The organism is Streptomyces sp. NPDC051582, from assembly GCF_040681715.1.
Classification (GTDB): Bacteria; Actinomycetota; Actinomycetes; order Streptomycetales; family Streptomycetaceae; genus Streptomyces.
In genome coordinates this window covers 72,610-96,409 of record NZ_JBFAZJ010000026.1, presented here as the reverse complement: position 1 = coordinate 96,409, position 23,800 = coordinate 72,610, and the positions used below count along the sequence as shown (strand labels likewise).

Here is a 23,800-nt window from a genome sequence, read left to right as displayed (position 1 = left end):
ACACGGCAACTCATCGCGGACGTTTCACGTGAAACGCCGATGTTTCACGTGAAACACGGGCCCGTTCAGCGGACCGGGGTGAGCTCCGGGTCCTCACGGAGCTTGACCAGAGCGCGCGAGACGGCGCTCTTGACCGTGCCGATCGAGACCCCGAGCAGCTCGGCGGTCTGCGCCTCGCTCAGGTCCTCGTAGTAGCGCAGGACGACCATCGCGCGCTGCCGGTCGGGAAGCCGGGTCACCGCCCGCCACATCGCGTCGCGCAGCGCCTGCGCCTCGGCCGGGTCGCACGCGGGCGTCTCCTCGGGCTCCGGCAGCTCGTCACAGGCGAACTCGTCGACCTTGCGCTTGCGCCACTGCGAGGTGCGGGTGTTGACCAGGGCCCGGCGGACATAGCCGTCGAGGGCACGGTGGTCCTCGATGCGGTCCCAGGCGACGTACGTCTTGGCGAGGGCCGTCTGGAGCAGGTCCTCGGCATCGCACGGGTTGGCGGTGAGCGAGCGCGCGGTGCGCAACAGGACCGAGCCGCGGGTCCGGACGTACGCCGAGAACGACGGGTACGGCGTCGGGTTCGAGGCGAGCGTGCACACAGGCGTGGTCATGGCTCCACGCTAGAAGCGCCGACCGAGCCTGGGATCGGCCGCAGGTGCCGAAGCGGGGTCCGTCTCAGGTTGTAGGGGTGGGGCCCGCCCCACCTCCTGAAGGTGGAGGAGGCGGGCGGCCCCGGGCGGTCCGGAGGACCGGTCGCAGACCGGTCCGCGGCTTCGGACTCAGCCGTCGGCGCCGAGGATCAGGCCGGACGTCGGTACCCCGGTCCCTGCCGTGACCAGGGCGCGGGCGGCTCCGGCCACCTGGTTCACGGAGGTGCCGCGCAGCTGGCGGACGGCCTCGGCGATGCCGTTCATGCCGTGCAGGTACGCCTCCCCGAGCTGACCGCCGTGGGTGTTGAGCGGGAGGGCGTCCGCGGCGACGAAGTCGGCGGCCTCACCGGGCTTGCAGAAGCCGAACTCCTCCAGCTGCATCAGGACGAACGGGGTGAAGTGGTCGTAGAGGATGCCGACGTCGATGTCCGAGGGCCGCAGTCCGCTGGTCCGCCACAGCTGACGGGCGACCACGTCCATCTCCGCCAGGCCGGTGAGGTCGTCGCGGTAGAAGGAGGTCATGCCCTCCTGGCGGCGGCCGGCGCCCTGTGCGGCCGCGGTGATCACGGCGGGCGCGTGGCGCAGGTCCCGGGCCCGCTCGGTACTGGTGACGATCAGCGCCTGGCCTCCGTCCGTCTCCTGACAGCAGTCCAGCAGCCGCAGCGGTTCGACGATCCAGCGCGAGGCGGCGTGGTCGGCGAGGGTGATGGGCTTGCCGTGGAAGTAGGCGGCGGGGTTGTTGGCGGCGTGCCGCCGGTCGGTGACCGCGACATGGCCGAAGGCCTCGGGGGTCAGGTTGTAGGCGTGCAGGTAGCGCTGGGCGGTCATGGCCACCCAGGAGGCCGGGGTGAGCAGGCCCCAGGGCAACGACCAGCCGAGCGCCGCGCCCTCCGCCGAGGGCTCGCGCTGCTGCACGCCGGAGCCGAAGCGGCGGCCGGAGCGTTCGTTGAAGGCGCGGTAGCAGACCACGACGTCCGCGATCCCGGTGGCGACGGCGAGGGCGGCCTGCTGGACGGTGGCACAGGCCGCGCCGCCGCCGTAGTGGATCCGGGAGAAGAAGGAGAGGTCTCCGATCCCGGCCGCCTGGGCCACGGTGATCTCGGGGCTGGTGTCCATGGTGAAGGTGACCATGCCGTCGACGTCGTCGGGGGTGAGCCCGGCGTCGTCGAGGGCGGCCTGCACGGCTTCGACGGCGAGCCTCAGCTCGCTGCGGCCGGAGTCCTTGGAGAACTCGGTCGCGCCGATGCCGGCGATGGCGGCGCGTCCACCGAGCGTGTCGCGGTGCAGGACGCTCATGCCGCCACCTCCGCCGTGGCGGTGCCGGTGACGTGGTGTCCGAGGGAGTTGGCGCCGACGACCCGGATCTCCACCCGGTCCCCGTCGACGGCGGCCACCGTGCCGGTCAGGACCATCGTGTCGCCGGGGTAGTTGGGGGCGCCGAGCCGGATGGCCACCTTGCGCAGCACCGTGCCCGGCCCGAGGCGGTCGGTGATGTACCGGCCGACCAGGCCGTTGGTGGTCAGGATGTTCATGAAGATGTCCGGGGAGCCCTTCTCGCGCGCGAGCGAGGCGTCGTGGTGGACGTCCTGGTAGTCGCGGGAGGCGATCGCGCCCGCGACGATCAGCGTGCGCGTCACCGGTATCTCCAGCGGCGCCAGTGTGTCGCCGACGTTCATGCGTCGTCCCCCTCGGGTGCGGCGTGTTCGGACAGGAGCGCGCCCAGCTCGGCCAGCAGCTCGCTGCCGCAGCCGAGGTAGGCGTCCAGCTGGCGCCCCCAGAGGAAGTGCCGGTGGACGGGATGGTCCAGGTCGGCGCCCATTCCGCCGTGCAGGTGCTGGCCCGCGTGCACGACGCGCTTGCCGGCCTCGGAGGCCCACCAGGCCGCGGTCAGGGCGTGCTCGCGGGCGGGAAGTCCCTCGTCGATCCGCCAGGCCGCCTCGTACGCGGTGACCCGGATCGCCTCGGTGTCCATGTACGCGTCGGCCGCGCGCAGCATGACCCCCTGGTTGGTGGAGAGCGGCCGGCCGAACTGCTCGCGGGTGGAGGTGTACTCGACCGCGCGGGCCAGGGATCCCGCGCACACGCCCGCCTGGAGACCCGCGAAGGCGGTGCGGGAGGCGGCCAGGACCTCTTCGTAGGCCGTACCGTCCCCGAGCCGTTCGCCCTCGGCCCCGGCCAGGGTGAGGCGCCCCGCCGACCACGGGGCGGTGGTCTCCACCTCGGGCGTCCCGACGCCGGGCGCGTCCGTCCGTACGAGCCACAGGGCCCGGCCGGCGTCCGGGACCAGCACGTGCGTGGCATCGCGCAGCCAGGGCACGACGGGGGCCGTCCCGGTCAGCCGGCCGTCCGGCGAGGCGGTGATGCGACCGCGGGCCGGGAAGGCGCCGGTGGCGACCGCCTCCCCCGAGCCCAGGGCGGGCAGCAGCCGGGCGCGCTGCTCGGCGCTGCCGTGCGCGGCGACGGGCAGGATTCCGTAGGCGCAGGTGGCGGCGTAGGGGACCTGCGCGGTGGTGCGGCCCTGCTCCTCCAGCAACAGCACCAGCCCGAGCAGGCCGATCTCCTCCACGGCCGCGGTCAGTCCGGCGGCGGTGAGGGCCTTCCACAGCTCGGCGTCGCTGCCGGTGCCGGCCGCGGCGAGGCGTTCGTGGGTGGCGAGATCACGGAAGATCCGGGCGGCGAGACCGGCCGCGGCGGCCTGCTCCTCGGTGGGGTGGAAGTCCATCAGCCCTCGCTCCCCCGGAAGACCGGCAGTTCCAGGTCCTCGTCGACCCGCAGGAACTCCAGCCGCACGGGCATCCCGATGCGGACCTTGTCGTACGGGACTCCGGTGATGTTGCTGACCATCCGGACGCCCTCGGCGAGTTCGACGAGCGCGACCGCGTAGGGCGGGTCGAAGGCGGGGAACGGCGGATGGTGCATCACGACGTAGCTGAACACCGTGCCGGCGCCGCACGCCTCGACGGTGTCCCAGTCCAGGCTCGCGCAGGCGTTGCAGCCGGGCAGCCAGGGGAATCGGAGGGTCGCGCAGGCGGCGCAGCGCTGGATCAGCAGCCTGTGCTCCGCGACCCCGTCCCAGAACCCCTGGTTGTCGCGGTTGACCACCGGGCGCGGGCGCCGGGCCGCGGGCTTCTTCTCGCGGGAGGCGGCGGGCGCGTACTTGAGGATCCGGAAGCGGTGGGTCCCGGCGAGCTCGCCGTCCGCGCGGACGTCCATGCGGGTGGTCACGAAGTGGCCGGTGCCCAGCTTGGTCGTCTTGCGCGGGGACACGGACTCGATGACGGCGTCATAGGTGACCGTGTCCCCGGGGCGCAGCGGCCGCAGGTACTCCTGCTCGCAGTCGGTGGCCACGACCGAGGTGCACCCCGCGGCGTCGAGCAGCGCGAGGAGCTCGTCGTAGGCGGAGGAGCGGTCGCCGTGACCGGAGAGCCCGCCCATCGTCCAGGCCTGGAGCATGGTGGGCGGGGCGATGGCGTCCGGGCCCCCGTAGGCGGGGTTGGCATCGCCCATCGCCTCGCACCAGTGGCGGATCATCGGCTGGTTGACGGGGTCCTTCCCCCGGCCCGCGGTGGCGGCGGGCCGGCCTTCGAAGGCCTGGAGCAGGGCGTGGAACCGCGCGGCCTCCTCGGCGCCCCCACCCGCTCCCGCTCCCGCTCCCCCTCCGGCACCCGCTCCCGCGTCCGCACCCGCACCCGCTGCCTGGTCCGCCGTGGCGGTCATCGCTTCCTTCCCTTCATGCCGAGCCGCATCATGGCGACGATCTCCCGCTGGACCTCGCTGACCCCGCCGCCGAAGGTGTTGATCTGCGCGGCCCGGTTCATCCGCTCCAGCTCTCCGCCCGCGAAGGCGGCGGGTCCCCGCACGAGCGCCTCCTCGCCCACCACCTCCTGGCACATCCGGTACACCTCGACGGTGGACTCGGTGCCGAGGAACTTCACCCCGCTGGCGTCGCCGGGGGCCAGGGTTCCTCCGCCCACGTCCTGGACGAGGCGCCAGTTGAGGAGGCGTACGGCGGCCAGCCGGGCATGTGCCTCGGCGAGCCGGGACTGCACCCAGGGCCGGTCGGCGGGGCGTTCACCGGTGACCGGGTCGGGGGTGCGGGCGTGGCGCAGCGCGCTCGCGTAGAAGTCCTCGGCCTGCATGCCGATGGCGGCGAGGGCCACGCGCTCGTGGTTGAGTTGGTTGGTGATCAGCCCCCAGCCGCCGTGCTCGGGGCCGACGAGGTTGCCGGCGGGGACGCGGAGCCCGTCGTAGTACGTGGACGTGGTCGTGAGGCCGCCGACGGTGTCGATCGGGGTCCACGCGAAGCCGGGGGCTTCGGTGGGCACCAGGATGATCGAGATGCCCTTGTGCTTGGGGGCCCCGGGATCGGTGCGGCAGGCGAGCCAGATCCAGTCGGCGTTCTGGGCGTTGGACGTGAAGATCTTCTGCCCGTCGACGACCCAGTCCGCTCCGTCGCGTACGGCACGGGTGCGCAGCGAGGCCAGGTCGGTGCCCGCCCCGGGCTCCGAGTAGCCGATGGCGAAGACGAGTTCGCCGCCGAGGATCCGCGGGAGGAAGTATTCCTTCTGCTCCGGGGTCCCGTACTTCATCAGGGTCGGGCCGACGGTGTTCAGGGTGACCATGGAGACGGGGGCACCGGCCCGGTACGCCTCGTCGAAGAAGACGAACTGCTCCTCGGGACCGCGCCCTTGGCCGCCGTACTCGACGGGCCAGCCGAGGCCGAGCAGCCCGTCGGCGCCGATGCGGCGCAGCAGCGCGCGCTGCGCGGCGGGGTCCTCGGGGGGCCCGTCCGGCAGCAGATCGTGGAAGTAGTCCCGCAGTTCGGCTCGGAGCCGCAACTGGCCTTCGGTCGGGGCGAGGTGCACGGCGCTGGCCTCCCGGCATCACATCATCGAGGGAACCTGACTGTCCGTCAGATTCCCTGTGGATGTCAAGGTCGGGAGGGCCCGGAAGAGCCGTGCCCGCTCGATGCGCGCGGGCGCGAATGCGCGAGGGCGCCCGCCCCACCGGACCCCAGCCGGTCCGGTGGCGCGGGCGCCCTCAAAAACTCAGAGGACTCGGGGAGCGTCTACCACCAGGGGTGGAAGTTGACCGCGACGTTGCCCTGCTGGATCGCCGTGAAGGCCGAGCCGTTGACCTGCGCGGTGTTGTTCTGGTTGGACGCACCGGAGCCGGTGGCCACCTGCTGCGAGGTGGACGAGTTGCCGCTGTTGTTCCCGCCGACACCGCTGCCGATGATGCCGGCGGCGCTCGCATTCGATCCGTCGTTCGCGAGGGAGCCGTTGTCGGCCGAGGCCACGCCGCCGAAGAGGCAAACGGCGAGGGGGAGGGCGGCGACGGTGGCGATGACGCGGGCGGTACGGATGCTTGCCATGTGTGGATCCTCCAGAAAAGCGAAGTGGGGCTTGCTCCAAGGCAGTTGGCCGACCGCCCCGGTCGTTGCGTGGTGACGACGCCGCGAGACCAGAGTTGCCCACCGAATCCCCGGCGAACCAGCCCGGAGCCCACGATTCCCCCGCAAGTATGAGCAACATCGGATAAACCCCATTCGCACCCCAACGCCCCAGGTCAGCGCAGTGGAGGACGCTGAAACCACCGCCGGAACTGGGCTGAAACCTTTCCTCAAACTCATGTGCGCCGGGCATGCCGAAAAGGGCCGCTCCGTCCGGGAACCCCACCGTCTCCCGGGCCTGCGGCCCTGCAATGCCGGGCTTCACGCCCCCTGCACGCCCCCGGCACCCGCCGGGGCCATCCCACCGTGCCCCCACTCCGGGGCACACCACCGGCGCGATCCGCGGCCGCGACCTGCCGACCGGGCTCCAGCGCCTGCTGCTGCCGTTACCGCTCTGGACTGTCTGCTGCGCGTACCACTGCGCAGTGCGCGCTGCTCTGCTGCCTCGCGGCCGTTGCCGCGGCCGTTGCCGCTGCCGTTGCCGCTGCCGTTGCCGTTGCCGCTGCCGTTCGTACGGGCGCTACGCGACCAGGTCGAGCCCGTCACGGCCGGCCCCGGAGCCGGCCCCGGCCATGGATGCGGCGGCGGCGGACGCGGCGGCGGTGGTCGAGCGGCGGACGGACGGGGCCTTGCCGTGTGCCTCGGCACGGATCCGCTGCTTGATGGTCGGCGGGAGCGAACCGCCCCGCATCATCGCCCGCCAGCTCCGCCGCCCCATCGGACGGACCGGCCGGCGTGCGGCGGCCGCCGCACGGCGGGAAGGAACAGGAGGAACAGGAGCGCAGGCATCGGTGGCGGCGGCCGGCGCGACCTTGGCGCCGAACCCGAGGGAGGCGAGGAGCGCGACCACGACGGCGACGACTGCGGTCCAGATCGACGTGACGGTGATGCGGTGAGCCATGACGAGGTCCTTCGTTTCGCGATGTTCCGACGGGCGGATCTGCATACATTCGTCATGATGTGACCGCAACCGCAGCACCCCCACCACGCGCGCCGATCTTCCGACAAACACCACTCGGAAGGCCCAGCGCCTACCGTGACGGCATGGACGCTTCCCCTCTCCGGCTCGTGCCCTGGGCAGAAGACGACTTCTGGCTTCTGCTGCGCAAGAACGAGCCCGTCATGACGGAACACCTCGGCGGCCCGGAGACCGAGGCCAAGCTCAGAGACCGCCATCGGCGGTATCTGGCGCTGAGCGCCCGCGAGCCGGGGGCCGGACGGGTGTTCCGGATCGTCACCGGGGGCGAGAGCGTGGGCACGATCGCCTTCTGGGAGCGCGTGTGGAAGGACGAGGAGGTCTACGAGACCGGGTGGGGCATCCTCCCCGAGTTCCAGGGCCGCGGCCTCGCCGCGGAGGCGGCCGGCGCGGTCATCGCCCACGCCGCGGCGCACGGGACGCGCCGACACCTCCACGCCTTCCCGTCCGTCGCCCACGGGGCGTCCAACGCCGTCTGCCGCAAGGCGGGCTTCGCGCTGCTCGGCGAGACCGAGTTCGAGTACCCGCCGGGCCAGTGGCACACGAGCAACGACTGGCGGGCGGTGCTCGCCCAGCCCCTCGGATCGGCGAGGCGCCACGGCCCGAACACCGGCGCCGAGCAGAGAGGGCGGGTCCCCCGAATCGGGGGACCCGCCCTCTGAACCGCTACTTCCCTGACCTGCAAGCGGTGGGTGTGGGATTTGAACCCACGGTGACTCGCGCCACGACGGTTTTCAAGACCGTTCCCTTAGGCCGCTCGGGCAACCCACCTGGCCGGTACAGAGTACCGGCAGGCGGGGGGCGGCCGGGTCAGGAATTCTGGGCCTTGTCGTAGGCGGCCTTCGCCTCGTTGCCGAAGTACGGGCCGAACATCCGGTTCGGCAGGAAGGTATAGCCGAAGCTGTTCACCGACACCTGGGTGCCCAGGCCCGTGGCCTCGTTGAAGTCCTGGAACCAGGGGCCGCCGCTGGAGCCGCCGGTCATGTTGCAGCCCAGGCCGTGGTCCTTGGTCAGCAGGAAGTCCTTGCCGCTGTTCCCGCTGCAGTAGACCAGCTTGGTGCCGTCGTACGGCGCGGCCGCCGGGAACCCGAACGAGTACATCTTCTTGTTGTAGCCGCCGTTGAACAGGATCCCCTGGGCGCCGACGACCTGGCTGAGCTTCTGGCCGTTCAGCGGGGCGACGACGGCGAGGCCGACGTCCATGTTCATGTCCTCGCTGGCGGCCCACTGGTCGGTCGCGAAGGTCTTGGTGGCCGACCACTGGCCGTAGGGCGCGTTCCCGTTCTCGTACCCGGGAACGAAGATCCAGTTGGTGTGCCAGGTGCCCTGGTACTTCACGCAGTGGCCGGCGGTGATGACCGTGCTGCCGTTGGCGCTGGTGATCGAGTCACCGGAGCAGGACGCGGTGCGGTCACCGAAGGTGAAGAAGACCCGGCCCGAGGTCTTGACCACCGCTCCGCCGCCCGTCCACGCGCCGCCCGCCTGCGGGAACGACGCCACAGAGGCCGCCGCGGCGGAAGCCGCCGTCGGGGCGATCGCCGTGGGCGCGGCGGTGGCGGTGGCCGCGACCGGCGCCCGTCCGGTCCCCGGCGCTGCCGTCACGTCCAGCGGGGTGGCGCCGCGCATCCGCTCGGCGCTCCAGAAACCCTGGGTGTGCTGCTGCTTGAACGAGGCCGGGGAATCGGCCGCGGCCGAGGGGGCGGCCGCCGTCAGCGCGCCCGCGATCAGGGCACCCGCCGCCATGAGGACCGATGCTGCCGTGCGATGACGATTCACGCAGGACTCCTTCTGCCGTGCCCGGTCCCGTCGGAACGGGCAGGGTGGGGGTGAAGAGCTGTCGGTGCGGATCGGCCGCAGGTTCGCACGCGCGGCGCAAGAAGTCAGGAGACGGTCGGAACGTTCGGTCGGTTCCGGCCAGGAATTGGCCAACTCCTGTCCGTGGCCATGCCCTGCGCTCACATCGTCAACAGCACGCCCGCGTACGAGACCCCCGCCACCACCAGCCAGGCCGCGAGCCCCAGTACCGCGGCCCGCCCGCCGGTCCGGGCGAGCCGGGGGAGGTCCACCGCGCTGCCCAGCCCGAACAGGGCCGCCGCCAGCAGGAGCTCCTGTGCGGTGTGCGCCCAGTCCAGTGCCGCCTCGGGCAGCAACCCGGTGGCGCGCAGCGCGGCAGCGGCCAGGAACCCGGCCACGAACAGCGGGACCGGTGCCGGGCGGCGCCCCGAAGGCATCCGCACGCCTTGGCGCCGCGCCCGTACGGAGAAGGCCACCGCCGCCACCAGCGGCGCCAGCAGGGCCACTCGCATCAGCTTGACCAGGACGGCCTCGCCGAGCGCACCCGGCCCGGCGGTCTGGGCGGTGGCCACCACCTGGCCGACGTCGTGGACGCTCGCGCCGACCCAGCGCCCGAAGGCCGGGTCCGAGAGCCCCAACGGACCCTGGAGGAGCGGGAGGACCGCGATCGCCAGGGTTCCGCAAAGGGTCACCAGCGCCACCGAGGAGGCCACGTCCTCCTCGTCGCTGCCCGACACCTGGCTCACGGCGCCGATGGCCGAGGCCCCGCAGATCGAGTACCCCGTGGCGATCAGCAGGGGCTGGTCTCCCGGCAGCCCGAGCCTTCGGCCCAGCCAGAGCGTGCCGAAGAAGGTGGCGGCGACGACCGCGGCCACCATCGCCACCGTGGCCCAGCCCAGCCGGAGCACCTGGTCCAGGCCGAGGCCGAGGCCCAGAAGGACGATGCCGATCCGCATCAGCCTCCGCCCGGCCAGTGAGAGCCCCGGGCGGCCCGCGCCCCGTACGAGGCCCCGTACGCCCGGAAGGTGGGCCACCGCGATGCCGAGCACGACCGACGCGGTCAGCATGGGCACCACGGGCACCAGCCGGTGTACGCACCAGGCCACCAGCACTCCGGCGACCGCCATCCCCAACCCCGGCCAGGACGAGGATGTTTCACGTGAAACAGGCTCGGCCCTCTCGGTCTCCGCCCCGCGGACCGGGCGGTTCAGCAGGGCCATCAGTCGGTGGGGAGCGTGTAGACGCGGCGGACACTGCTGCCCAGGCGGATGACATCGGCTCCGTAGACGTGCAGGGATATCGCCGTGGTGCGACAGGAGTTGTAGACCTTGTGGATATCCCCGGGCGGGGCGAATCCGCAGACGTCGCCGGGGCCGTTGACCACGTGCTCGGTCGCCACCAGCCGGGCACAGGCGTCACCGGTCGCGGGGGCGAGCCGGTAGCGGAGCTCGCTCTCCTCGCCCTCGTGCACCCCGGCCACGCACCAGGAGACGTGGTCGTGGATGGAGGTCTCCTGACCGGGCAGCCACACCAGCGCGACCACCGAGAAGCTGCCGTCGGGCTCGGCGTGCAGGACGTGCTGCCGGTACCGGTCGGGGTCCCCCGCCCGCTGCTCGGGCGTGAGCAGGTCGGGTGTGCCCAGGTGCGGGGCGACGCGCTCGCCGACGAGGTAGGCGGTCAGGTCCGGGGCCAGCCCCCGGTCCACGACCGTGCGGATCTCACTGACGAGGGCGGCCATCCTCGCGGTCGTACGGGCCGGCGTAGTGGTGGTCATGAACGCAGCGTCGGACAGCCGATCCATCACGTCCAACGACAGTTCTCACCTGAAATCCCAAGTAGCGCTTATGAATTCAAGTGAGGTGCAGCCGGCGGTCAGCAGCCCACACGGTTCGCGGCCACCTGCTTGAGCGCGTCGAGGACCACGGCGGTCGCCGGGATGCGCAGGTGGTCGCGGTAGACGTACGCGGCGATGTGCCGGCGCGCGGCGGGCTGCAGCGGCCGCCCGCACACCTTGTTCAGGGAGAGGGAAGGCAGTACGAGCGCGGGCATCATCGCGACGCCGAGTCCTTGTCCGACCATGCTCTGCACGACCAGATTGTCGTCGGTGGCGAACCGGATGTCGGGTACGAAGCCCAGCTCGGCGCACTCGTGCAGCAGGTTCGCCCGGCAGCGCGGGCAGCCGGCGATCCACCGCTCCTCCGCGAGGTCGGCCAGGTGCACGGCCCGGCGCCGCGCCAGCGGGTGCCCGGTCGGGAGCAGCACCGTCAGCTGGTCCTCCAGGAGCCTGACCTCGGCGACCTCGTCCGGTATCTCCTCGTGCAGCCCGGGATAGGTGAAGGCCAGGGTGATGTCGCACTCCCCGCGCTCCAGGCGGCGCAGCGACTCCGGGGGCTCCCCCTCCAACAGCTCGACCTGGATTCCCGGATGGTCCTTGGCCAGATCGCTCAGGGCCTCGGGGACCAGGGTGACGTTGGCGCTCGGGAAGCCGCAGAGCCGGACCCGTCCGGTGCGCAGGCGCGCGTACGCCTTGAGCTGTGCCTCGGCGGCGGAGAGGCTGCCGAGGATGGACTCGGCGTGCCGGGCCATGGACTCGCCGGCCTCGGTGAGCTGCATCTTGCGGCCGACCCGGGTGAAGAGCGGGGTGCCGACGGCGCGTTCGAGCGCCTTCATCTGCTGGGTTATCGCGGGCTGGGTATACCCCAGGGCACGGGCGGCCGCCGAGTACGACCCGGAGGCGACCACTTCGTGGAAGGTGCGTATGTGCCGCGAATCGAACACAAGGGAAGCATAAGCGGACGTTGGGAGGGGCCGTAGGCGGATTCGCCCACGGCCCCTCCCCATCGAGCCGACCGGTGGTCCCGGTCCGTCAGGTACCGGGTCGGCCGTCGGCCCCCGCTACTTGTCGCCGACCCGCGAGCCGAGGGTGATGTCGACGGTGTTCGGCTTGCCGTCGCGCAGGTAGGTCAGCTTCACCACGTCGCCCGGCTTGTGCGTCCAGATCTCGCTGATGAGGGTCGGGCCGCTGTCGATCGGCTTGTCGCCGAACCGGGTGATGACGTCGCCGGGCTTCAGGCCCGCCTTGCCGGCAGGACCGTTCGGGTCGACCAGGTCGTTGGCGGCGGCGCCCTGCTCGGAGATCTTGGCGCCGTCGGTCTTGGACTGGAGGTCCACGGAGACCGAGAGGATCGGGTAGACCGGCTTGCCGGTCTTGATCAGGGACTCGGCGACGTTCTTCGCCTGGTTGATCGGGATCGCGAAGCCGAGGCCGATGGAGCCGGCCTGACCGCCGCCGAAGCCGCCGTTGCCGGCCGACTGGATGGCGGAGTTGATGCCGATGACCGCTCCGCGCCCGTCGAGCAGCGGGCCGCCCGAGTTGCCGGGGTTGATCGAGGCGTCCGTCTGGAGGGCGCTCATGTACGAGTTCTTGCCGCTGGAGCCGTCCCCGGAGGCCACCGGGCGGTTCTTGGCGCTGACGATGCCGGTGGTGACCGTGTTGGAAAGGCCGAAGGGGGCGCCGATCGCGATGGTCGAGTCGCCGACCGCGACCTTGTCGGAGTCGCCGAGCGGCAGCGGCTTGAGGCCGGACGGCGGGTTCTTGAGCTTGAGCACGGCCACGTCGTAGCCCTGCGCCCGGCCGATGACCTCTGCCTCGTACTTCTTGCCGTCGGAGAAGGTCGCGGAGAGCTTGCCACCGTTCGCGGCGGAGGCCACCACGTGGTTGTTGGTGAGGATGTGGCCCTGCTGGTCGTAGACGAAGCCGGTGCCGGTGCCGCCCTCGCCGTCGCCGGCCGAGGCCTCGATGGTGACGACGCTGGGCAGCGCGCCCGCGGCCAGGCCCGCGATCGAGCCGGCCTCCCGCTTGAGGTCCTTGGGGGTGCTGCTCGCGGCGACCGTGGTGGTCGAGCCGACGCCCTTCTCGCTGCGCTCGGCGGCCCAGAAGCCGATGCCTCCGCCGACGCCGCCGGCGAGGAGGGCCGCCACCAGCACGGCCGCGACCAGGCCGCCCTTGCCCTTCGGCTTGGCGGGCGGCATGCCGTCGGCGGTCGGGGGCGCGCCCCAGGTGCCGCCGCCGTCATGGCCGCCGGCCGAGCCGTACGCCGGAACCGCGGGCGGCGGGGGCGGCCAGCCCTCGTCGCCGTACGCGGCCGGCGCCTGCGGCGCCGGGGCCTGGGCGTAGGCGGGGGCCTGCGCCGGTGCCGGGCCCGCGGGGCCCGCCGGGGTCGGCGGGATCTGCTGGGTCGGCTCCGTACCGGGGGCGGGCGTCTCGGGGGCAGGAGCGGCCACCGGGGGTGTGGACGGGGCCGCGGGGGGCGTCGGGGCCGCGGTGCCCTCGTTCTCGGTGCTCACAGCGCTCTTCTCCTCGTCACACACGGCTTCAGAAAAACTGGCGATTCGGCCCGGCCGAACGTTCGACGTGCCGCACAAGTTCCTGGGAAAAGCCTTCCCCATGACCCGTCAGAGCACTGTAAGCCGGACCTGTGCGTCTTCCCCATCCTTTATATCCGGCATTCCGGGCACATCCGCACGGCGGAGCCCGACATCCGGGGCCGTACCGGTGGCACCATGACCCGGTGACCCACGCACTGCCGCCCATCCAGGTCGTCGCCCATCGCGGCGCCTCGGAGGACGCCCCCGAACACACCCTGGCCGCCTACCGCAAGGCCATCGAGTACGGCGCCGACGCCCTCGAATGCGATGTCCGCCTCACCGCCGACGGCCATCTGGTCCTCGTCCACGACCGCCGGGTCAACCGCACCTCCAACGGCCGCGGCGCCGTCTCCGCCCTTGAGCTGGCCGATCTCGCCGCCCTCGACTTCGGTTCGTGGAAGGACCGCGAGGAGTCCCCCGACTGGGACGCCGACCCCGAGCGCACCTCCGTGCTCACGCTGGAGCGCCTGCTGGAACTGGTCTCGGACGCCGGCCGGCCGGTGCAGCTCGCCATCGAGACGAAGCACCCGACCCGCTGGGCCGGACAGGTGGAGGAGCGCCTCCTCTTCCTCCTCAAGCGGTTCGGGCTGGACGCGCCGCCCGCCGAGGGGCCGCACCCGATTCGCGTCATGAGCTTCTCCGCGCGCTCCCTGCACCGGGTGCGGGCGTCCGCGCCCACGGTCCCGACCGTGTACCTGATGCAGTTCATCTCGCCCCGGATGCGCGACGGGCGGCTGCCGGCCGGGGTGCGGATCGCGGGTCCGGGGATGCGGATCGTGCGCAACCACCCCGGATTCATCCGCAAGCTCCAGAGCGCGGGCCATTCCGTGCACGTATGGACCGTGAACGAGGCGGAAGACGTTCAGCTCTGCGCTGATCTGGGTGTGGAAGCGATCATCACGAACAGGCCGCGACAAGTTCTGTCACAGCTGGGGCGCTGACGTCCCGTTTTGCCCACCCGTCTCGCGCGTCACGTACGTGACAGGGTGTGCACCGGCGCATCCGCTCCGCAATCGTCCGTCGTGAATGCGTCAGGGGTCTCCGCTTGACCGGTTTCCGGTCCAGGCCATTGGGGCATCCAGACCATGGCGTGGGGCTAAGGAGGTTCCGGGGGTGGCGTTGGTGGTGGCACAGGAAGTGCCCACGTCTTCGTGCATGGACGTATGCCATGGTCCTGCGGGCGTGGGTGAGGCGAGGCGCCGCATGCGTGAGCAATTGCGCATGAGCGGAGTGTCCGAATCGGTCGTGGACGATGCCGTACTGATCCTTTCCGAACTGCTCAGCAACGCCTGCCGGCACGGCAGACCGCTGGGCGCCGGTGCGATCGGGGACGGGGAGATACGCGCCGCGTGGCGCATCGACAAGGCGGGGCGTCTGACGGTCGAGGTCACGGACGGAGGCGGTCCCACCCGCCCGGTTCCGGCCACGCCATCGGTCACCGCGCGCGGCGGCCGGGGGCTGAACATCATCAGCGCCCTCGCCCAGGACTGGGGTGTCCGGGACGGAGCGGCGGGCGAGGTCACCGTATGGGTGACCGTTGCGTGCGGGGCCCGGCACGAGGATTTCGCTACGCGCGTTGCGCCCCCGGCGATCGACTTCAGCAGCGCCTTCGACGATCTCCATCCGTGACGGGATCACGGCTCGGATCCCCGACCCGGATCCCGAACCCGATCCGCCGCCGCGGCAGCTGCAAGCAGGACCCGCAACACCGGCCGTCCGAACGAGCGGCCGCCGGGAGCGCACGCCGACCGTGCTCCCGGCCGCACCCTCCCGGTTGTGGCGGTACGAACGGCTAGGCTCGCGCCCAGACACAACGCCGTACCGCCGCAACCGGGAGACACCCACGATGGCCAAGAAGCGCCCCGCAGCGAAGACTGCAAAGCCGCAGCTCAAGAACGGGGAGATCCCGGTGGTGGGCGCACGCGAGCCCTGCCCCTGCGGATCCGGGCGCCGTTACAAGGCCTGCCACGGCGCAGCCGCAGCGCACGCCGTCACCGAGCACGTGGCGCGCCCCTTCGAGGGCCTGCCCGGCGAGTGCGACTGGGTGGCGCTGCGCGAGCTCGTGCCCGCGGCGACCATCCCCCTCACGCTCAAGGGCGGTCTGCCCGAGGGCGTCCCGTCCGTCACGCTGGTGACCGTACTGCCCATGGCCTGGCCGGCGCTGCGCCGCGAGGACGGCTCCGTCCTGCTCGGCCTCCAGAACGACTCGACCACCGGGGACCTCGCCCGGGACATGGCCGACACCCTGGAGCGCGCGCTCACCGCGGAACCGGGCACCCCGGTGGCGGCCCGCCGCGTTCCCGCCGAGGGTCCCCGACTTCAGGATCTCCTGGACACGGACGGCGTTTTCGAGCCGGTTGTGCACAGCGGGTTCGAATTCTGGATTCCGGATGCGGAGAGCGCCCAGAGCGCCTCCCCGGAGATCGCCGCCTCCCTCGAACGCGCCAACGCCGCCGCCATCCCGACGGTCAAGCTGGCCGGCGTCGACGCGGCCTACTGGTGCGAGACACCGGACAAGAACCACCTGCGCTGGGTCATGCCGCACCCCGAGGAGAAGCTGCTCGACGCCCTCGCGCGGCTGCACGCCGCCGGCACCTCCTCGCTCGGCGAAGGCACCCGACTGGTCGGTTCCTTCCGGGCGCACGGTCTCGTGGTCCCCGTCTGGGACCTGCCGACCGGAGTGAGCGCCGACGACGTGGAGAAGCCCGCGGCGGAGTTCGCGGAGCGGCTTGCCACGGCCCTGGCCTCGGACGCCCCGCTGACCGCCGACGAGCGCCGGTCGCGCGGCGGGCTCACCAACCGCCAGGTCACGCTGAGCTGACCTCCGAGCACCCTCAGGACCGGTGACTGGGGTCACAACTCCCGCTAATCGCCTGCAAATCGGTGTCTGAATATCAGAGATCGAATTTGCGAACAGGCGATCTCTTGTTACCGTTCTTGTAGCCCGGTCGCTGGTGCATCCCCCGTCGCCAGCGACCGGGCCCTTGCTTTTCCGCCGTCGTTCAACCGTCGGCCGGTGCCGGTGAGTTGCTCCCGGACCGCAGCAACAGCTGCCCTTCATCATCCGGAACTGCAAACTCCGCAACTGCCGAGTAGGCGTCCGGCGCCCCCGCCGAGTCCTCACGCGGCGTCTCGCACAACCCCGGCTCGTCGCCGGCCCCGACCGCGCAGCGGATCTGCACCGTGCGCCCCGCCGGTCCCATCACCGTCAGAACGGCGTCCAGTGCGCGCCCGCTCGTGTTGCGGTAGTAGCTGCGGCCCCACGTCCGGCCCTCTCCCGCGAGGACGCAGGTCTGCGCCTCCAGGCCTTGCGGGGAGGAGAGTTCGGGTCCGCACCTCGAATCCGTACGGGGCTGCTCGGACGGACCCGGTTGCGGTTCTTCGGCGGGCGGGCGCCCGGGCTGCCCCGGACGCGGCGGCCCGGCCCGCCGCCCCGCCCCGGCGGCGGACGCCGGCGTACGGGATCCGCCCGCCGGGTCGGCCAGTCCGAGCGAGGAGAGCAGCCCGCCGCCTTTTCCGTCGTCCTGACCGGTGAAATCCGGTCCGGCGATCGCCCCTGCCAGCGGGAGCGACAAGATGATCAGCACACCGGCGCTGATACCGATCAAGCGGAGATTCATTCGGCGAAGATAGCGATGCGGGAATGGGGCGCGGAGATCCCCGCGCCCAATTCCCTTGGAAACTGGTCGTGCTGGCACCCGTACGAGTGATCGGCGCGCTCGCGGAGCACCGGTTCAGTACGCGAGCCGGCTGCCGCCGCCCGAGGCGCCTGTGCTCGCCTCGACCAGCGCGTGCACGACGGCCTCGATCTCCGGCAGCCACGGATCGCCGTCGCCCGCCGGTTCGCGCTCCCACCGCACCTGGCCGCCGCCCGACGCGGGGGAGGGCGGGAGCAACAGATAGCCGCCCTCGCCGTGGAAGCGCAGCGCGGAGGGCACGTGGTCCTTGGCGTACAGGAGTTCGCCGAGCCGCTCCAGCGAGTAGGGCGCGACCAGCAGTGCCCAGCGGGTGGGCGTGGCCACGATCGGCCCGAGCCGCATGCCCTGTTCGTCAAGCCGTACGACGGCCCGTGCGGCGGCGTTGGCCGGCAGGCTCACGGCGCACGGGGCGGACCCGCCCGTGGCGAGCAGCAGGGGAGCGGTGGGCCGGTTGGTCCACCACCAGGTCACCATCCGGGGGTCGGTGGTGGCCGCGAGCAGCCCGGGGTCGAAGGGGTGGGCGCCGGGCACGACGCAGTCGGGGTCCGGGCAGGCGCACCGGCTGCTGTCGGCGCCGGAGCGGCCGACGCCGGGAAGCACCGGCCACTGCCGGGTGGTGGCGCAGTCGAGCGCCGCGTCGAGGAGGGGGAGCGCCGGGTCACCGCTCTGCCCGGGGGCGGGGCGGAGGGTTTTCAAGCGATCGCGGAGCCGCTGGAGACGCCTTCCGAGGATCTCGCGCATGTGCGCTCGTTCCTTTCCGTTGAACGCCGAGGGCCACATCACACCATGTAACCGGTGTTTCACCACACGCACACGTTTCGCGTCACTGTCCGCCTTGAAGCAGGTTCACACGGTTCGTGCAGTTTTCTTACGGGTCCATGAAACGTCCGGCGGGGGCGGAACGCGACCCGCGCCAGTGCCGAGACCGGCTGCCGCCGCTAAGGACGACGGCCCGCGCCGGGCGGTTCCCGGCGACCGCCGGGCTGCGCCAACTCTCCCCGGGCACCACGGATTAGGTACCCGGAGCCACTCCGGCGCCCGACCAGTCGATCGCAAAAACCGTCCGCTTCCGGCTTTTTCCAGCCAAGTTCTAGCCTTGGCTGGACAGTGAGTTGCCGTCCCACGGACACCAGGATTCCCACCTGGGCAATGCTGGACATCGATCCTCGTGTGCGTGTAGATGTGGATTCATTGATGGCGGCGCAGCACGATCTGGGGGTTTGCGATGCTATATGGCGAATCGCACCAGGTGGAAAGGCGGACGCCATGAGCGCCCCGCATCTGCCGAAAGTGGCTGGAATCGATCCAGCAGTTACCGCGGTCCCGCAGACTGCGGCGCCCGTGTCCGCCCGAACCGCCCCCGCAGCGGCCCCGGCAGCGGTCCCCGGGCCGAGCACCGTGATCCAGGACCGGCTGGCGGGGATGGTCTCCGACCTCACCACCCTCCACGAGCTCACCGAGTGCCTGGCCCGCGCCCGTGACCTCGACTCCTCCCTTCACGAGTTCCTGCGCGCCGGCGCCGTCCTCGTCGGTGCCCGGCGCGGCCTGATCGTCCTGGAGCCCTCCGACGGGCTCGGTCCCACGACCACGATCGGCCTCGGCCTCGGCCGCGCGGACCTCGGGCACATCGAGACCGTCCCGCGCGCCGCGACCTCGTACGGCCGGATCCTCGACGGACTCCCGGACGCCCGGGGCGGCTCCGACGTGCTCCCCGAACCCGACGCCGCCCCCGGCTCGGGCGGGTACGGCACCCCCGTCGACCCCCGCCACCGCGAGGTCGCCGCCCGGCTCGGCTACGCCGCGAGCTACGCGCTGCCGCTGACCGCCGAGGCCACCGGACGGCTGGGAGCCGCCGTCTGGCTCTATGACGAACAGGCCGAGCCGAACGAGCGCCAGCGCGACCTCGCCGGGCTCTACGTCCGCCACGCCGCCGAGCACCTGGCCCGGATGCTGGAGGTGGAACGCTCCCGCAGCCGCCTGGCCACGGTCGCCGAGGAGCTGCTGCCCAGCCGGCTCCCCCGGATCCCCGGGGTCCAGCTCGCCGCCCGGCACCACACCGGACCGCGCGGCGGGGGCGACTGGTACGACGCGCTGCCGCTGCCCGAGGGCGCCCTGGGACTCGCCGTCGGCTCCGTCACCGGGGCCGGGCCCAGCGCCGTCGCCGCGATGGGCCGACTGCGGGCCTCGCTGCGCGCGTACGCCGTCATGGAGGGGGAGGACCCGGTCGCGGTCCTGTCCGACCTGGAGCTGCTGCTGCGCCTGACCGAGCCCGCGCGCTGCGCGACGGCGCTCTTCGCGTACTGCGAGCCCGCCGGGGCCCCGCACGCGGGCGGCCAGGGGCGGAAGATCATCCTGGCCGGGGCGGGGCACGCTCCGCCGCTCCTGATCGGCGAGCACCGCACGGAGTACGTGGAGACCACGCTCTCCGCGCCGCTCGGGATGCTGTCGTGCTGGGAGGCTCCGAGCGTGGAGATCGAACCCGCGCCTGGAGAAACGGTGCTGCTGTACACCGACGGGCTCCTGCGGCGGACCGGCGACCCCATGGACCGGGCCTACGCGCGGCTGCACGCAGCGGCCGCGGGAGTGCCCCGGGGCATCCGGGACGACCCGGCGGCCATCTGCGACCACATCCTGCGGGCCGTGCTGCCGGCCGACGATCCGGCGGTCGCACCCGTCGGCGAGGCCCTCGCCACGGCGGCCTCCGCCGCTTCCGCCACCACCGGCGCCACTGCCGCCATGGCCGCCACCGAGGACGGAGTGGAGGATATCGTCCTGCTTGCTGCCCGTTTCGACTGATTCATCACACCCGCCGCCGGGCGTCTTCCCCTCGCACATACGATGGATACGGTCCTACCCGGTCCAGTAGTAGCTGTAGTAGCTGTCGTAGGTGTCGTAGCTGAGGAGAAGACGTGGCTGACGAGCTCACCCCGGAGACCCCGGAAGAAGAGCAGCCCCAGAAGAAGCACAAGCAGCGCAAGAACGGGCTGTACCCGGGCGTCAGCGACGAACTCGCGGAGAGCATGCGCACGGGCTGGGCCGACACCGAACTGCACGGGCTGGAGCCGATCGCCCAGGCCGGGTACACCGCCGCCCGCCGCGCCGCACTGTCCGCGCGCTTCCCCGGCGAGCGCCTGGTCGTGCCCGCGGGTCGCCTCAAGACGCGCTCGAACGACACCGAGTACCCCTTCCGCGCCTCGACCGAGTACGCGTACCTGACCGGCGACCAGACCGAGAACGGCGTGCTGGTGCTGGAGCCCTCGGGCGAGAGCGGCCACACCGCCACCGTGTACCTGCTGCCCCGCTCCGACCGCGAGAACGGCGAGTTCTGGCTGTCCGGCCAGGGCGAGCTGTGGGTCGGCCGCCGCCACTCCCTCACCGAGGCCGAGCAGCTGCTGGGCATCCCGGCGAAGGACGTGCGCAAGCTGGCCGACGAGCTGGCCGAGGCCGAGGGCCCGGTCCGCAATGTCCGCGGCCACGACTCCGTCGTCGAGACGGCCCTGACCGACAAGGTCACCAAGGAGCGCGACGAGGAGCTGCGCGTCTACCTCTCCGAGGCCCGCGCCGTGAAGGACGCGTTCGAGATCGGCGAGCTCCAGAAGGCCGTCGACTCCACCGTCCGCGGCTTCGAGGACGTCGTGAAGGTCCTGGACAAGGCCGAGGCCACGTCCGAGCGCTACATCGAGGGCACCTTCTTCCTGCGCGCCCGCGTCGAGGGCAACGACGTCGGCTACGGCTCCATCTGCGCCGCCGGCCCGCACGCCTGCACCCTGCACTGGGTCCGCAACGACGGCGACGTCCGCTCCGGCGACCTGCTGCTGCTCGACGCCGGCGTGGAGACCCACTCCCTCTACACCGCCGACGTCACGCGCACGCTGCCCATCAACGGCGCGTACACGGACATCCAGCGCAAGATCTACGACGCGGTGTACGAGTCCCAGGAAGCCGGCATCGCCGCCGTCAAGCCGGGTGCCAAGTTCCGCGACTTCCACGACGCCTCGCAGCACGTGCTCGCGGAGAAGCTCGTCGAGTGGGGCCTGCTGGAGGGCCCGGTCGAGCGGGTCCTGGAGCTCGGCCTCCAGCGCCGCTGGACCCTGCACGGCACCGGCCACATGCTCGGCATGGACGTCCACGACTGCGCCGCGGCGCGCACCGAGGCGTACGTCGACGGCACGCTGGAGCCGGGCGTGTGCCTCACCGTCGAGCCCGGTCTGTACTTCCAGGCCGACGACCTGACCGTGCCCGAGGAGTACCGGGGCATCGGTGTCCGGATCGAGGACGACATCCTGGTCACCGAGGACGGCAACCGGAACCTGTCGGCCGGACTGCCCCGCACCTCGGCCGATGTCGAGGCCTGGATGGCGCGCCTCAAGGGCTGACGCCCGAGGGCCCCTTGCCGGGCCCCCGAGTTCGGTTCCGATGGGCGGGATCTCGTACGCGAGTCCCGCCCATCGGCGTATCCGGAAGTCCTTCGGCCGCTACGACACCTTCAGCAGCGCTCCCTCACGCCATTTCAGGATCTTGTCGAAGCTGACCACGGCGCCCTGGCCCGGCCGGTTGCGGAGTCTGACGTGGTCGGCGAGCTCCGCGATCAGCCACAGTCCCCGGCCGTGCTCGCTCTCCGAGGGTTCGGAGGGGCCGGCCGGCGGGGGTCTGCGCCCCGTGACCGTCGCCGCCGGGAATCCCGGACCCGAATCGGTCACCTCGATGCGGCAGCGGTCCCCGTCCAGGTACGCGGTTACGCGGTACTCCGCGCACGCCTCCGGGACGGACTCCGCGCCGGCACCGGCCTCGGCCGCCGGACCGCCGTGCTCCACCGCGTTCGCGCAGGCCTCGCTCAGCGCCACCGACAGATCGAAGGAGATGTCCGGGTCCACCCCGGCGGTCTCCATCGTCCCCAGCAGCAGCCGCCTGGCGAGCGGCACGCTCGCGGCTTCGCGCCTCAAGTGGAGAGACCACCAGATGCTCATACGGTTACGTATTGCCGCCCGCGGCGGGGCGTAAGCCCCCGGCGGACGTCACAGCCCTCATTCGGCCGATGCGGCACTCCGAAGCAGCGGTGTATGCGGCGGCGTACGGGCCCGTACCCGGCGCGGACACCCGGGTGAAGCCCGCGTACGGGGGCACTCACGACCTTCCGGACCTGCCGTATGGACGGTGTGAGGGCAGTGCGATGATGACCCGGCCATGACTGTCCCCCACGCGACGCCCGCCGGAGCCGGACTCCGGCTGTTCCGGGCCGCGGTGTTCACCGCGGTCTGCGTCGTGCTGTCCGCGGCCGGGCACGCGTTGGCGTCCTGCGCCCCGGTGCCGTGGTGGGCCCTGGTCATCGCCTTCCTCGCCGTGTTCGCGATCGCCGCCCCGCTCGCGGGCCGCCGGCGCTCGCTGCCCGGCATCGCCGCCGGCCTCGCCTTCGGACAGCTCGGGCTGCACGCGGTGTTCGGCCTCGGCCAGCACGGCGCCGCCGCGGCCCAGGCACCCGCCACCGCCGACACCTCGCTCGCGGCGCTCGCCGCCCGGCTGGTCTGCGGGGGCAATTCCGTCCCGCTGAGCCCGGCCGACGCCCGGCAGATCCTGGAGACCGCGGGTCTGGATCCGGTGGCCCTTTCCGCTGCGCAGGGCGCGGCGCCCGTCCATGCCGGGCACGCGCACCTCGCGCAGGCCTCCGCGGCGCCTGCCACCGGCCTGTTCAGCACCGGAATGCTCGTCGGACACCTGCTGGCCGCACTGGTCGCGGGCTGGCTGCTGGGGCGCGGCGACGCCGCCCTGCTCCGCCTCGTGGAGCTGTCCCGCAGTTCCACCGAAGCCGATCCGGTACGTCCGCTGCGCGCCGCGCTGGCCTTCGTACGCGCCCTCGGCGCCGGGCTCGCGGGCACGCCCGCAGGCACCCCGCAGGCGGCCGGTACCGCCGCCGAACCCGCCGCGCACACCGGCCGGGACGCACTCCAGCACACGGTGATCAGGCGCGGGCCGCCCCTCACGGCGCTCGTCCTCGCAGCCTGACGCGGCACCCCCTCCCCGGAGCAACCGGCGGAAGCACCGGTGCCGCGGACTCCGCGCGCACCCGTGCGCGGACTTCACCGTCACCCTGCCCCAGTGGAGTGTTCCGCCATGAAGACCTCTCGCGTCTCCTTCGCCGCCGCCCTTGCCGCCGGCACCGTCCTCGTCCTGTCCGGCACCGCGTTCGCGCACGTCAGCGTGCAGTCCGCGGATGCCGCCAAGGGCGGCTACGCGACCATCAACTTCAAGGTCCCGAACGAGCGCGACAACGCCTCGACCACGCAGCTGGAAGTCAACTTCCCCGTGGACCAGCCGCTGACCTCCGTCATGCCGCAGGACATCCCCGGCTGGACCGTGACGATCGAGAAGAGCAAGCTCGACAAGCCGCTCACCGTCCACGGCAAGCAGGTCAACGAGGCCGTCACCAAGGTGACCTGGAGCGGCGGCAAGATCGAGCCCGGCAAGTTCCAGCAGTTCCCGGTCTCCGTCGGCAAGCTGCCCGACAACGCCGACCAGATGGTCTTCAAGGCGATCCAGACGTACGACAACAACGAGGTCGTCCGCTGGATCGAGGAGACGAAGGCGGGCGCGGCGGAGCCCCAGAACCCGGCTCCCGTCCTGAAGCTGGCCGCCGCCAAGGTCGCCGACGACCACCACGACGACAAGAGCGCCGCGGCGACGAAGGACGACAAGGGGCACGACGAGGCCGCCAAGAGCACCTCCGACACGACCGCGCGCGCCCTCGGCGTCGCGGGCATCGTCGTCGGTCTCGGCGGTGTCGCCTTCGGTGTCGCCTCGCGCCGCCGCGCCTCCTGAC

At 72.1% G+C, this 23,800-nt stretch carries 24 protein-coding genes and 1 tRNA gene; 8 read left to right on the top strand and 17 right to left on the bottom strand.

Features of this window, described 5'->3' with window-relative positions:
- Positions 1 to 65: 65 nt before the first annotated feature.
- The 8 genes from AB0M92_RS29010 to AB0M92_RS28975 all read right to left on the bottom strand — a co-directional run bounded on the left by AB0M92_RS29010 (position 66) and on the right by AB0M92_RS28975 (position 6,991).
- On the bottom strand, positions 66 to 599 hold the full coding sequence (locus AB0M92_RS29010; protein ID WP_366105261.1) for a SigE family RNA polymerase sigma factor: 534 nt from the start codon (positions 597 to 599) through the stop codon (positions 66 to 68).
- A 168-nt stretch (positions 600 to 767) separates the two neighbouring features.
- Complete coding sequence (locus AB0M92_RS29005; RefSeq protein WP_366105260.1) at positions 768 to 1,934, bottom strand: lipid-transfer protein; 1,167 nt, start codon at positions 1,932 to 1,934, stop codon at positions 768 to 770.
- A complete protein-coding gene (locus AB0M92_RS29000) occupies positions 1,931 to 2,314 on the bottom strand; it encodes a MaoC family dehydratase (protein WP_366105259.1) in 384 nt (127 codons plus the stop codon). Before AB0M92_RS29000 ends, AB0M92_RS29005 begins: the two co-directional genes overlap by 4 nt.
- Positions 2,311 to 3,360: an acyl-CoA dehydrogenase family protein gene (locus AB0M92_RS28995; RefSeq protein ID WP_366105258.1), complete on the bottom strand. Its 1,050-nt coding sequence runs from the start codon at positions 3,358 to 3,360 to the stop codon at positions 2,311 to 2,313. The genes AB0M92_RS29000 and AB0M92_RS28995 overlap by 4 nt, the downstream gene beginning before the upstream one ends.
- Positions 3,360 to 4,355, bottom strand: coding sequence for a bifunctional MaoC family dehydratase N-terminal/OB-fold nucleic acid binding domain-containing protein (locus AB0M92_RS28990; RefSeq protein ID WP_366105257.1), 996 nt, complete (start codon positions 4,353 to 4,355; stop codon positions 3,360 to 3,362). The genes AB0M92_RS28995 and AB0M92_RS28990 overlap by 1 nt, the downstream gene beginning before the upstream one ends.
- On the bottom strand, positions 4,352 to 5,503 hold the full coding sequence (locus AB0M92_RS28985; RefSeq protein WP_366105256.1) for an acyl-CoA dehydrogenase family protein: 1,152 nt from the start codon (positions 5,501 to 5,503) through the stop codon (positions 4,352 to 4,354). The genes AB0M92_RS28990 and AB0M92_RS28985 overlap by 4 nt, the downstream gene beginning before the upstream one ends.
- 203 nt (positions 5,504 to 5,706) lie before the next feature.
- Complete coding sequence (locus tag AB0M92_RS28980; RefSeq protein WP_366105255.1) at positions 5,707 to 6,012, bottom strand: hypothetical protein; 306 nt, start codon at positions 6,010 to 6,012, stop codon at positions 5,707 to 5,709.
- 598 nt (positions 6,013 to 6,610) lie between these two features.
- Entirely contained in the window at positions 6,611 to 6,991 is a 381-nt protein-coding gene (locus AB0M92_RS28975) for a DUF6344 domain-containing protein (protein WP_366105254.1), read from the bottom strand.
- A gap of 143 nt (positions 6,992 to 7,134) precedes the next feature.
- On the opposite strand from AB0M92_RS28975, the gene AB0M92_RS28970 reads away from it, so the two are divergent.
- Positions 7,135 to 7,728 carry a GNAT family N-acetyltransferase gene (locus AB0M92_RS28970; RefSeq protein ID WP_366105253.1) on the top strand — a complete coding sequence of 198 codons (594 nt, stop codon included), beginning with the start codon at positions 7,135 to 7,137 and terminating at the stop codon, positions 7,726 to 7,728.
- A gap of 24 nt (positions 7,729 to 7,752) precedes the next feature.
- Here the strand turns inward: AB0M92_RS28970 and AB0M92_RS28965 are convergent.
- The 6 genes from AB0M92_RS28965 to AB0M92_RS28940 form a co-directional block, all read right to left on the bottom strand.
- Positions 7,753 to 7,837 (bottom strand) — tRNA-Ser (locus AB0M92_RS28965).
- A gap of 39 nt (positions 7,838 to 7,876) precedes the next feature.
- The gene (locus AB0M92_RS28960) at positions 7,877 to 8,842 is read right to left on the bottom strand and encodes a peptidase (protein WP_366105252.1); all 966 of its coding nucleotides are present in this window, start codon (positions 8,840 to 8,842) and stop codon (positions 7,877 to 7,879) included.
- A gap of 179 nt (positions 8,843 to 9,021) precedes the next feature.
- Positions 9,022 to 9,987: a putative sulfate exporter family transporter gene (locus AB0M92_RS28955; RefSeq protein WP_366105251.1), complete on the bottom strand. Its 966-nt coding sequence runs from the start codon at positions 9,985 to 9,987 to the stop codon at positions 9,022 to 9,024.
- 92 nt (positions 9,988 to 10,079) lie between these two features.
- On the bottom strand, positions 10,080 to 10,634 hold the full coding sequence (locus AB0M92_RS28950) for a cysteine dioxygenase family protein (RefSeq protein WP_366105250.1): 555 nt from the start codon (positions 10,632 to 10,634) through the stop codon (positions 10,080 to 10,082).
- 98 nt (positions 10,635 to 10,732) lie between these two features.
- On the bottom strand, positions 10,733 to 11,638 hold the full coding sequence (locus AB0M92_RS28945; protein WP_366105249.1) for a LysR family transcriptional regulator: 906 nt from the start codon (positions 11,636 to 11,638) through the stop codon (positions 10,733 to 10,735).
- A gap of 117 nt (positions 11,639 to 11,755) precedes the next feature.
- Entirely contained in the window at positions 11,756 to 13,207 is a 1,452-nt protein-coding gene (locus AB0M92_RS28940) for a trypsin-like peptidase domain-containing protein (protein ID WP_366105248.1), read from the bottom strand.
- Between the two features lie 224 nt (positions 13,208 to 13,431).
- Here AB0M92_RS28940 and AB0M92_RS28935 point away from each other — a divergent pair, with 224 nt between their 5' ends.
- The 3 genes from AB0M92_RS28935 to AB0M92_RS28925 all read left to right on the top strand — a co-directional run bounded on the left by AB0M92_RS28935 (position 13,432) and on the right by AB0M92_RS28925 (position 16,109).
- Entirely contained in the window at positions 13,432 to 14,229 is a 798-nt protein-coding gene (locus tag AB0M92_RS28935) for a glycerophosphodiester phosphodiesterase (protein ID WP_366105247.1), read from the top strand.
- An 85-nt stretch (positions 14,230 to 14,314) separates the two neighbouring features.
- Positions 14,315 to 14,917 (top strand): ATP-binding protein, encoded by a 603-nt coding sequence (locus AB0M92_RS28930; RefSeq protein WP_366105246.1) that lies wholly within the window; start codon positions 14,315 to 14,317, stop codon positions 14,915 to 14,917.
- Positions 14,918 to 15,134: 217 nt separating this feature from the next.
- The gene (locus tag AB0M92_RS28925) at positions 15,135 to 16,109 is read left to right on the top strand and encodes a DUF5926 family protein (RefSeq protein ID WP_366105245.1); all 975 of its coding nucleotides are present in this window, start codon (positions 15,135 to 15,137) and stop codon (positions 16,107 to 16,109) included.
- 181 nt (positions 16,110 to 16,290) lie between these two features.
- Here the strand turns inward: AB0M92_RS28925 and AB0M92_RS28920 are convergent, their stop codons facing one another.
- Entirely contained in the window at positions 16,291 to 16,908 is a 618-nt protein-coding gene (locus AB0M92_RS28920; RefSeq protein WP_366105244.1) for a hypothetical protein, read from the bottom strand.
- A 114-nt stretch (positions 16,909 to 17,022) separates the two neighbouring features.
- Positions 17,023 to 17,727 carry a bifunctional DNA primase/polymerase gene (locus AB0M92_RS28915; protein ID WP_366105243.1) on the bottom strand — a complete coding sequence of 235 codons (705 nt, stop codon included), beginning with the start codon at positions 17,725 to 17,727 and terminating at the stop codon, positions 17,023 to 17,025.
- A 408-nt stretch (positions 17,728 to 18,135) separates the two neighbouring features.
- Here AB0M92_RS28915 and AB0M92_RS28910 point away from each other — a divergent pair, with 408 nt between their 5' ends.
- Both AB0M92_RS28910 and AB0M92_RS28905 read left to right on the top strand, forming a co-directional pair.
- Positions 18,136 to 19,782, top strand: a complete 1,647-nt coding sequence (locus AB0M92_RS28910; RefSeq protein ID WP_366105242.1) for a PP2C family protein-serine/threonine phosphatase — start codon at positions 18,136 to 18,138, stop codon at positions 19,780 to 19,782.
- Positions 19,783 to 19,895: 113 nt separating this feature from the next.
- Entirely contained in the window at positions 19,896 to 21,362 is a 1,467-nt protein-coding gene (locus AB0M92_RS28905; RefSeq protein ID WP_366105241.1) for an aminopeptidase P family protein, read from the top strand.
- A 99-nt stretch (positions 21,363 to 21,461) separates the two neighbouring features.
- Here AB0M92_RS28905 and AB0M92_RS28900 read toward each other — a convergent pair whose 3' ends face one another.
- Positions 21,462 to 21,953, bottom strand: a complete 492-nt coding sequence (locus AB0M92_RS28900) for an ATP-binding protein (protein WP_366105240.1) — start codon at positions 21,951 to 21,953, stop codon at positions 21,462 to 21,464.
- Between the two features lie 217 nt (positions 21,954 to 22,170).
- Here AB0M92_RS28900 and AB0M92_RS28895 point away from each other — a divergent pair, with 217 nt between their 5' ends.
- Both AB0M92_RS28895 and AB0M92_RS28890 read left to right on the top strand, forming a co-directional pair.
- Entirely contained in the window at positions 22,171 to 22,986 is an 816-nt protein-coding gene (locus AB0M92_RS28895; RefSeq protein WP_366105239.1) for a hypothetical protein, read from the top strand.
- A gap of 108 nt (positions 22,987 to 23,094) precedes the next feature.
- Positions 23,095 to 23,799 carry a YcnI family protein gene (locus AB0M92_RS28890; RefSeq protein ID WP_366105238.1) on the top strand — a complete coding sequence of 235 codons (705 nt, stop codon included), beginning with the start codon at positions 23,095 to 23,097 and terminating at the stop codon, positions 23,797 to 23,799.
- The last annotated feature ends 1 nt before the right edge of the window (position 23,800 follow it).

Coding starts and splice junctions, on each gene's coding strand:
- AB0M92_RS28955 (WP_366105251.1), bottom strand. CDS start 9,987: ATGGCGGTCGCCGGAGTGCTGGTGGCCTGGTGCGTACACCGGCTGGTG.
- AB0M92_RS28925 (WP_366105245.1), top strand. CDS start 15,135: ATGGCCAAGAAGCGCCCCGCAGCGAAGACTGCAAAGCCGCAGCTCAAG.
- AB0M92_RS28920 (WP_366105244.1), bottom strand. CDS start 16,908: ATGAATCTCCGCTTGATCGGTATCAGCGCCGGTGTGCTGATCATCTTG.
- AB0M92_RS28950 (WP_366105250.1), bottom strand. CDS start 10,634: ATGACCACCACTACGCCGGCCCGTACGACCGCGAGGATGGCCGCCCTC.
- AB0M92_RS28970 (WP_366105253.1), top strand. CDS start 7,135: ATGGACGCTTCCCCTCTCCGGCTCGTGCCCTGGGCAGAAGACGACTTC.
- AB0M92_RS28990 (WP_366105257.1), bottom strand. CDS start 4,355: ATGACCGCCACGGCGGACCAGGCAGCGGGTGCGGGTGCGGACGCGGGA.
- AB0M92_RS29000 (WP_366105259.1), bottom strand. CDS start 2,314: ATGAACGTCGGCGACACACTGGCGCCGCTGGAGATACCGGTGACGCGC.
- AB0M92_RS28995 (WP_366105258.1), bottom strand. CDS start 3,360: ATGGACTTCCACCCCACCGAGGAGCAGGCCGCCGCGGCCGGTCTCGCC.
- AB0M92_RS28980 (WP_366105255.1), bottom strand. CDS start 6,012: ATGGCAAGCATCCGTACCGCCCGCGTCATCGCCACCGTCGCCGCCCTC.
- AB0M92_RS28900 (WP_366105240.1), bottom strand. CDS start 21,953: ATGAGCATCTGGTGGTCTCTCCACTTGAGGCGCGAAGCCGCGAGCGTG.
- AB0M92_RS29010 (WP_366105261.1), bottom strand. CDS start 599: ATGACCACGCCTGTGTGCACGCTCGCCTCGAACCCGACGCCGTACCCG.
- AB0M92_RS28975 (WP_366105254.1), bottom strand. CDS start 6,991: ATGGCTCACCGCATCACCGTCACGTCGATCTGGACCGCAGTCGTCGCC.
- AB0M92_RS28895 (WP_366105239.1), top strand. CDS start 22,171: ATGACTGTCCCCCACGCGACGCCCGCCGGAGCCGGACTCCGGCTGTTC.
- AB0M92_RS28930 (WP_366105246.1), top strand. CDS start 14,315: ATGCGTCAGGGGTCTCCGCTTGACCGGTTTCCGGTCCAGGCCATTGGG.
- AB0M92_RS28910 (WP_366105242.1), top strand. CDS start 18,136: ATGCTGGACATCGATCCTCGTGTGCGTGTAGATGTGGATTCATTGATG.
- AB0M92_RS29005 (WP_366105260.1), bottom strand. CDS start 1,934: ATGAGCGTCCTGCACCGCGACACGCTCGGTGGACGCGCCGCCATCGCC.
- AB0M92_RS28915 (WP_366105243.1), bottom strand. CDS start 17,727: ATGCGCGAGATCCTCGGAAGGCGTCTCCAGCGGCTCCGCGATCGCTTG.
- AB0M92_RS28890 (WP_366105238.1), top strand. CDS start 23,095: ATGAAGACCTCTCGCGTCTCCTTCGCCGCCGCCCTTGCCGCCGGCACC.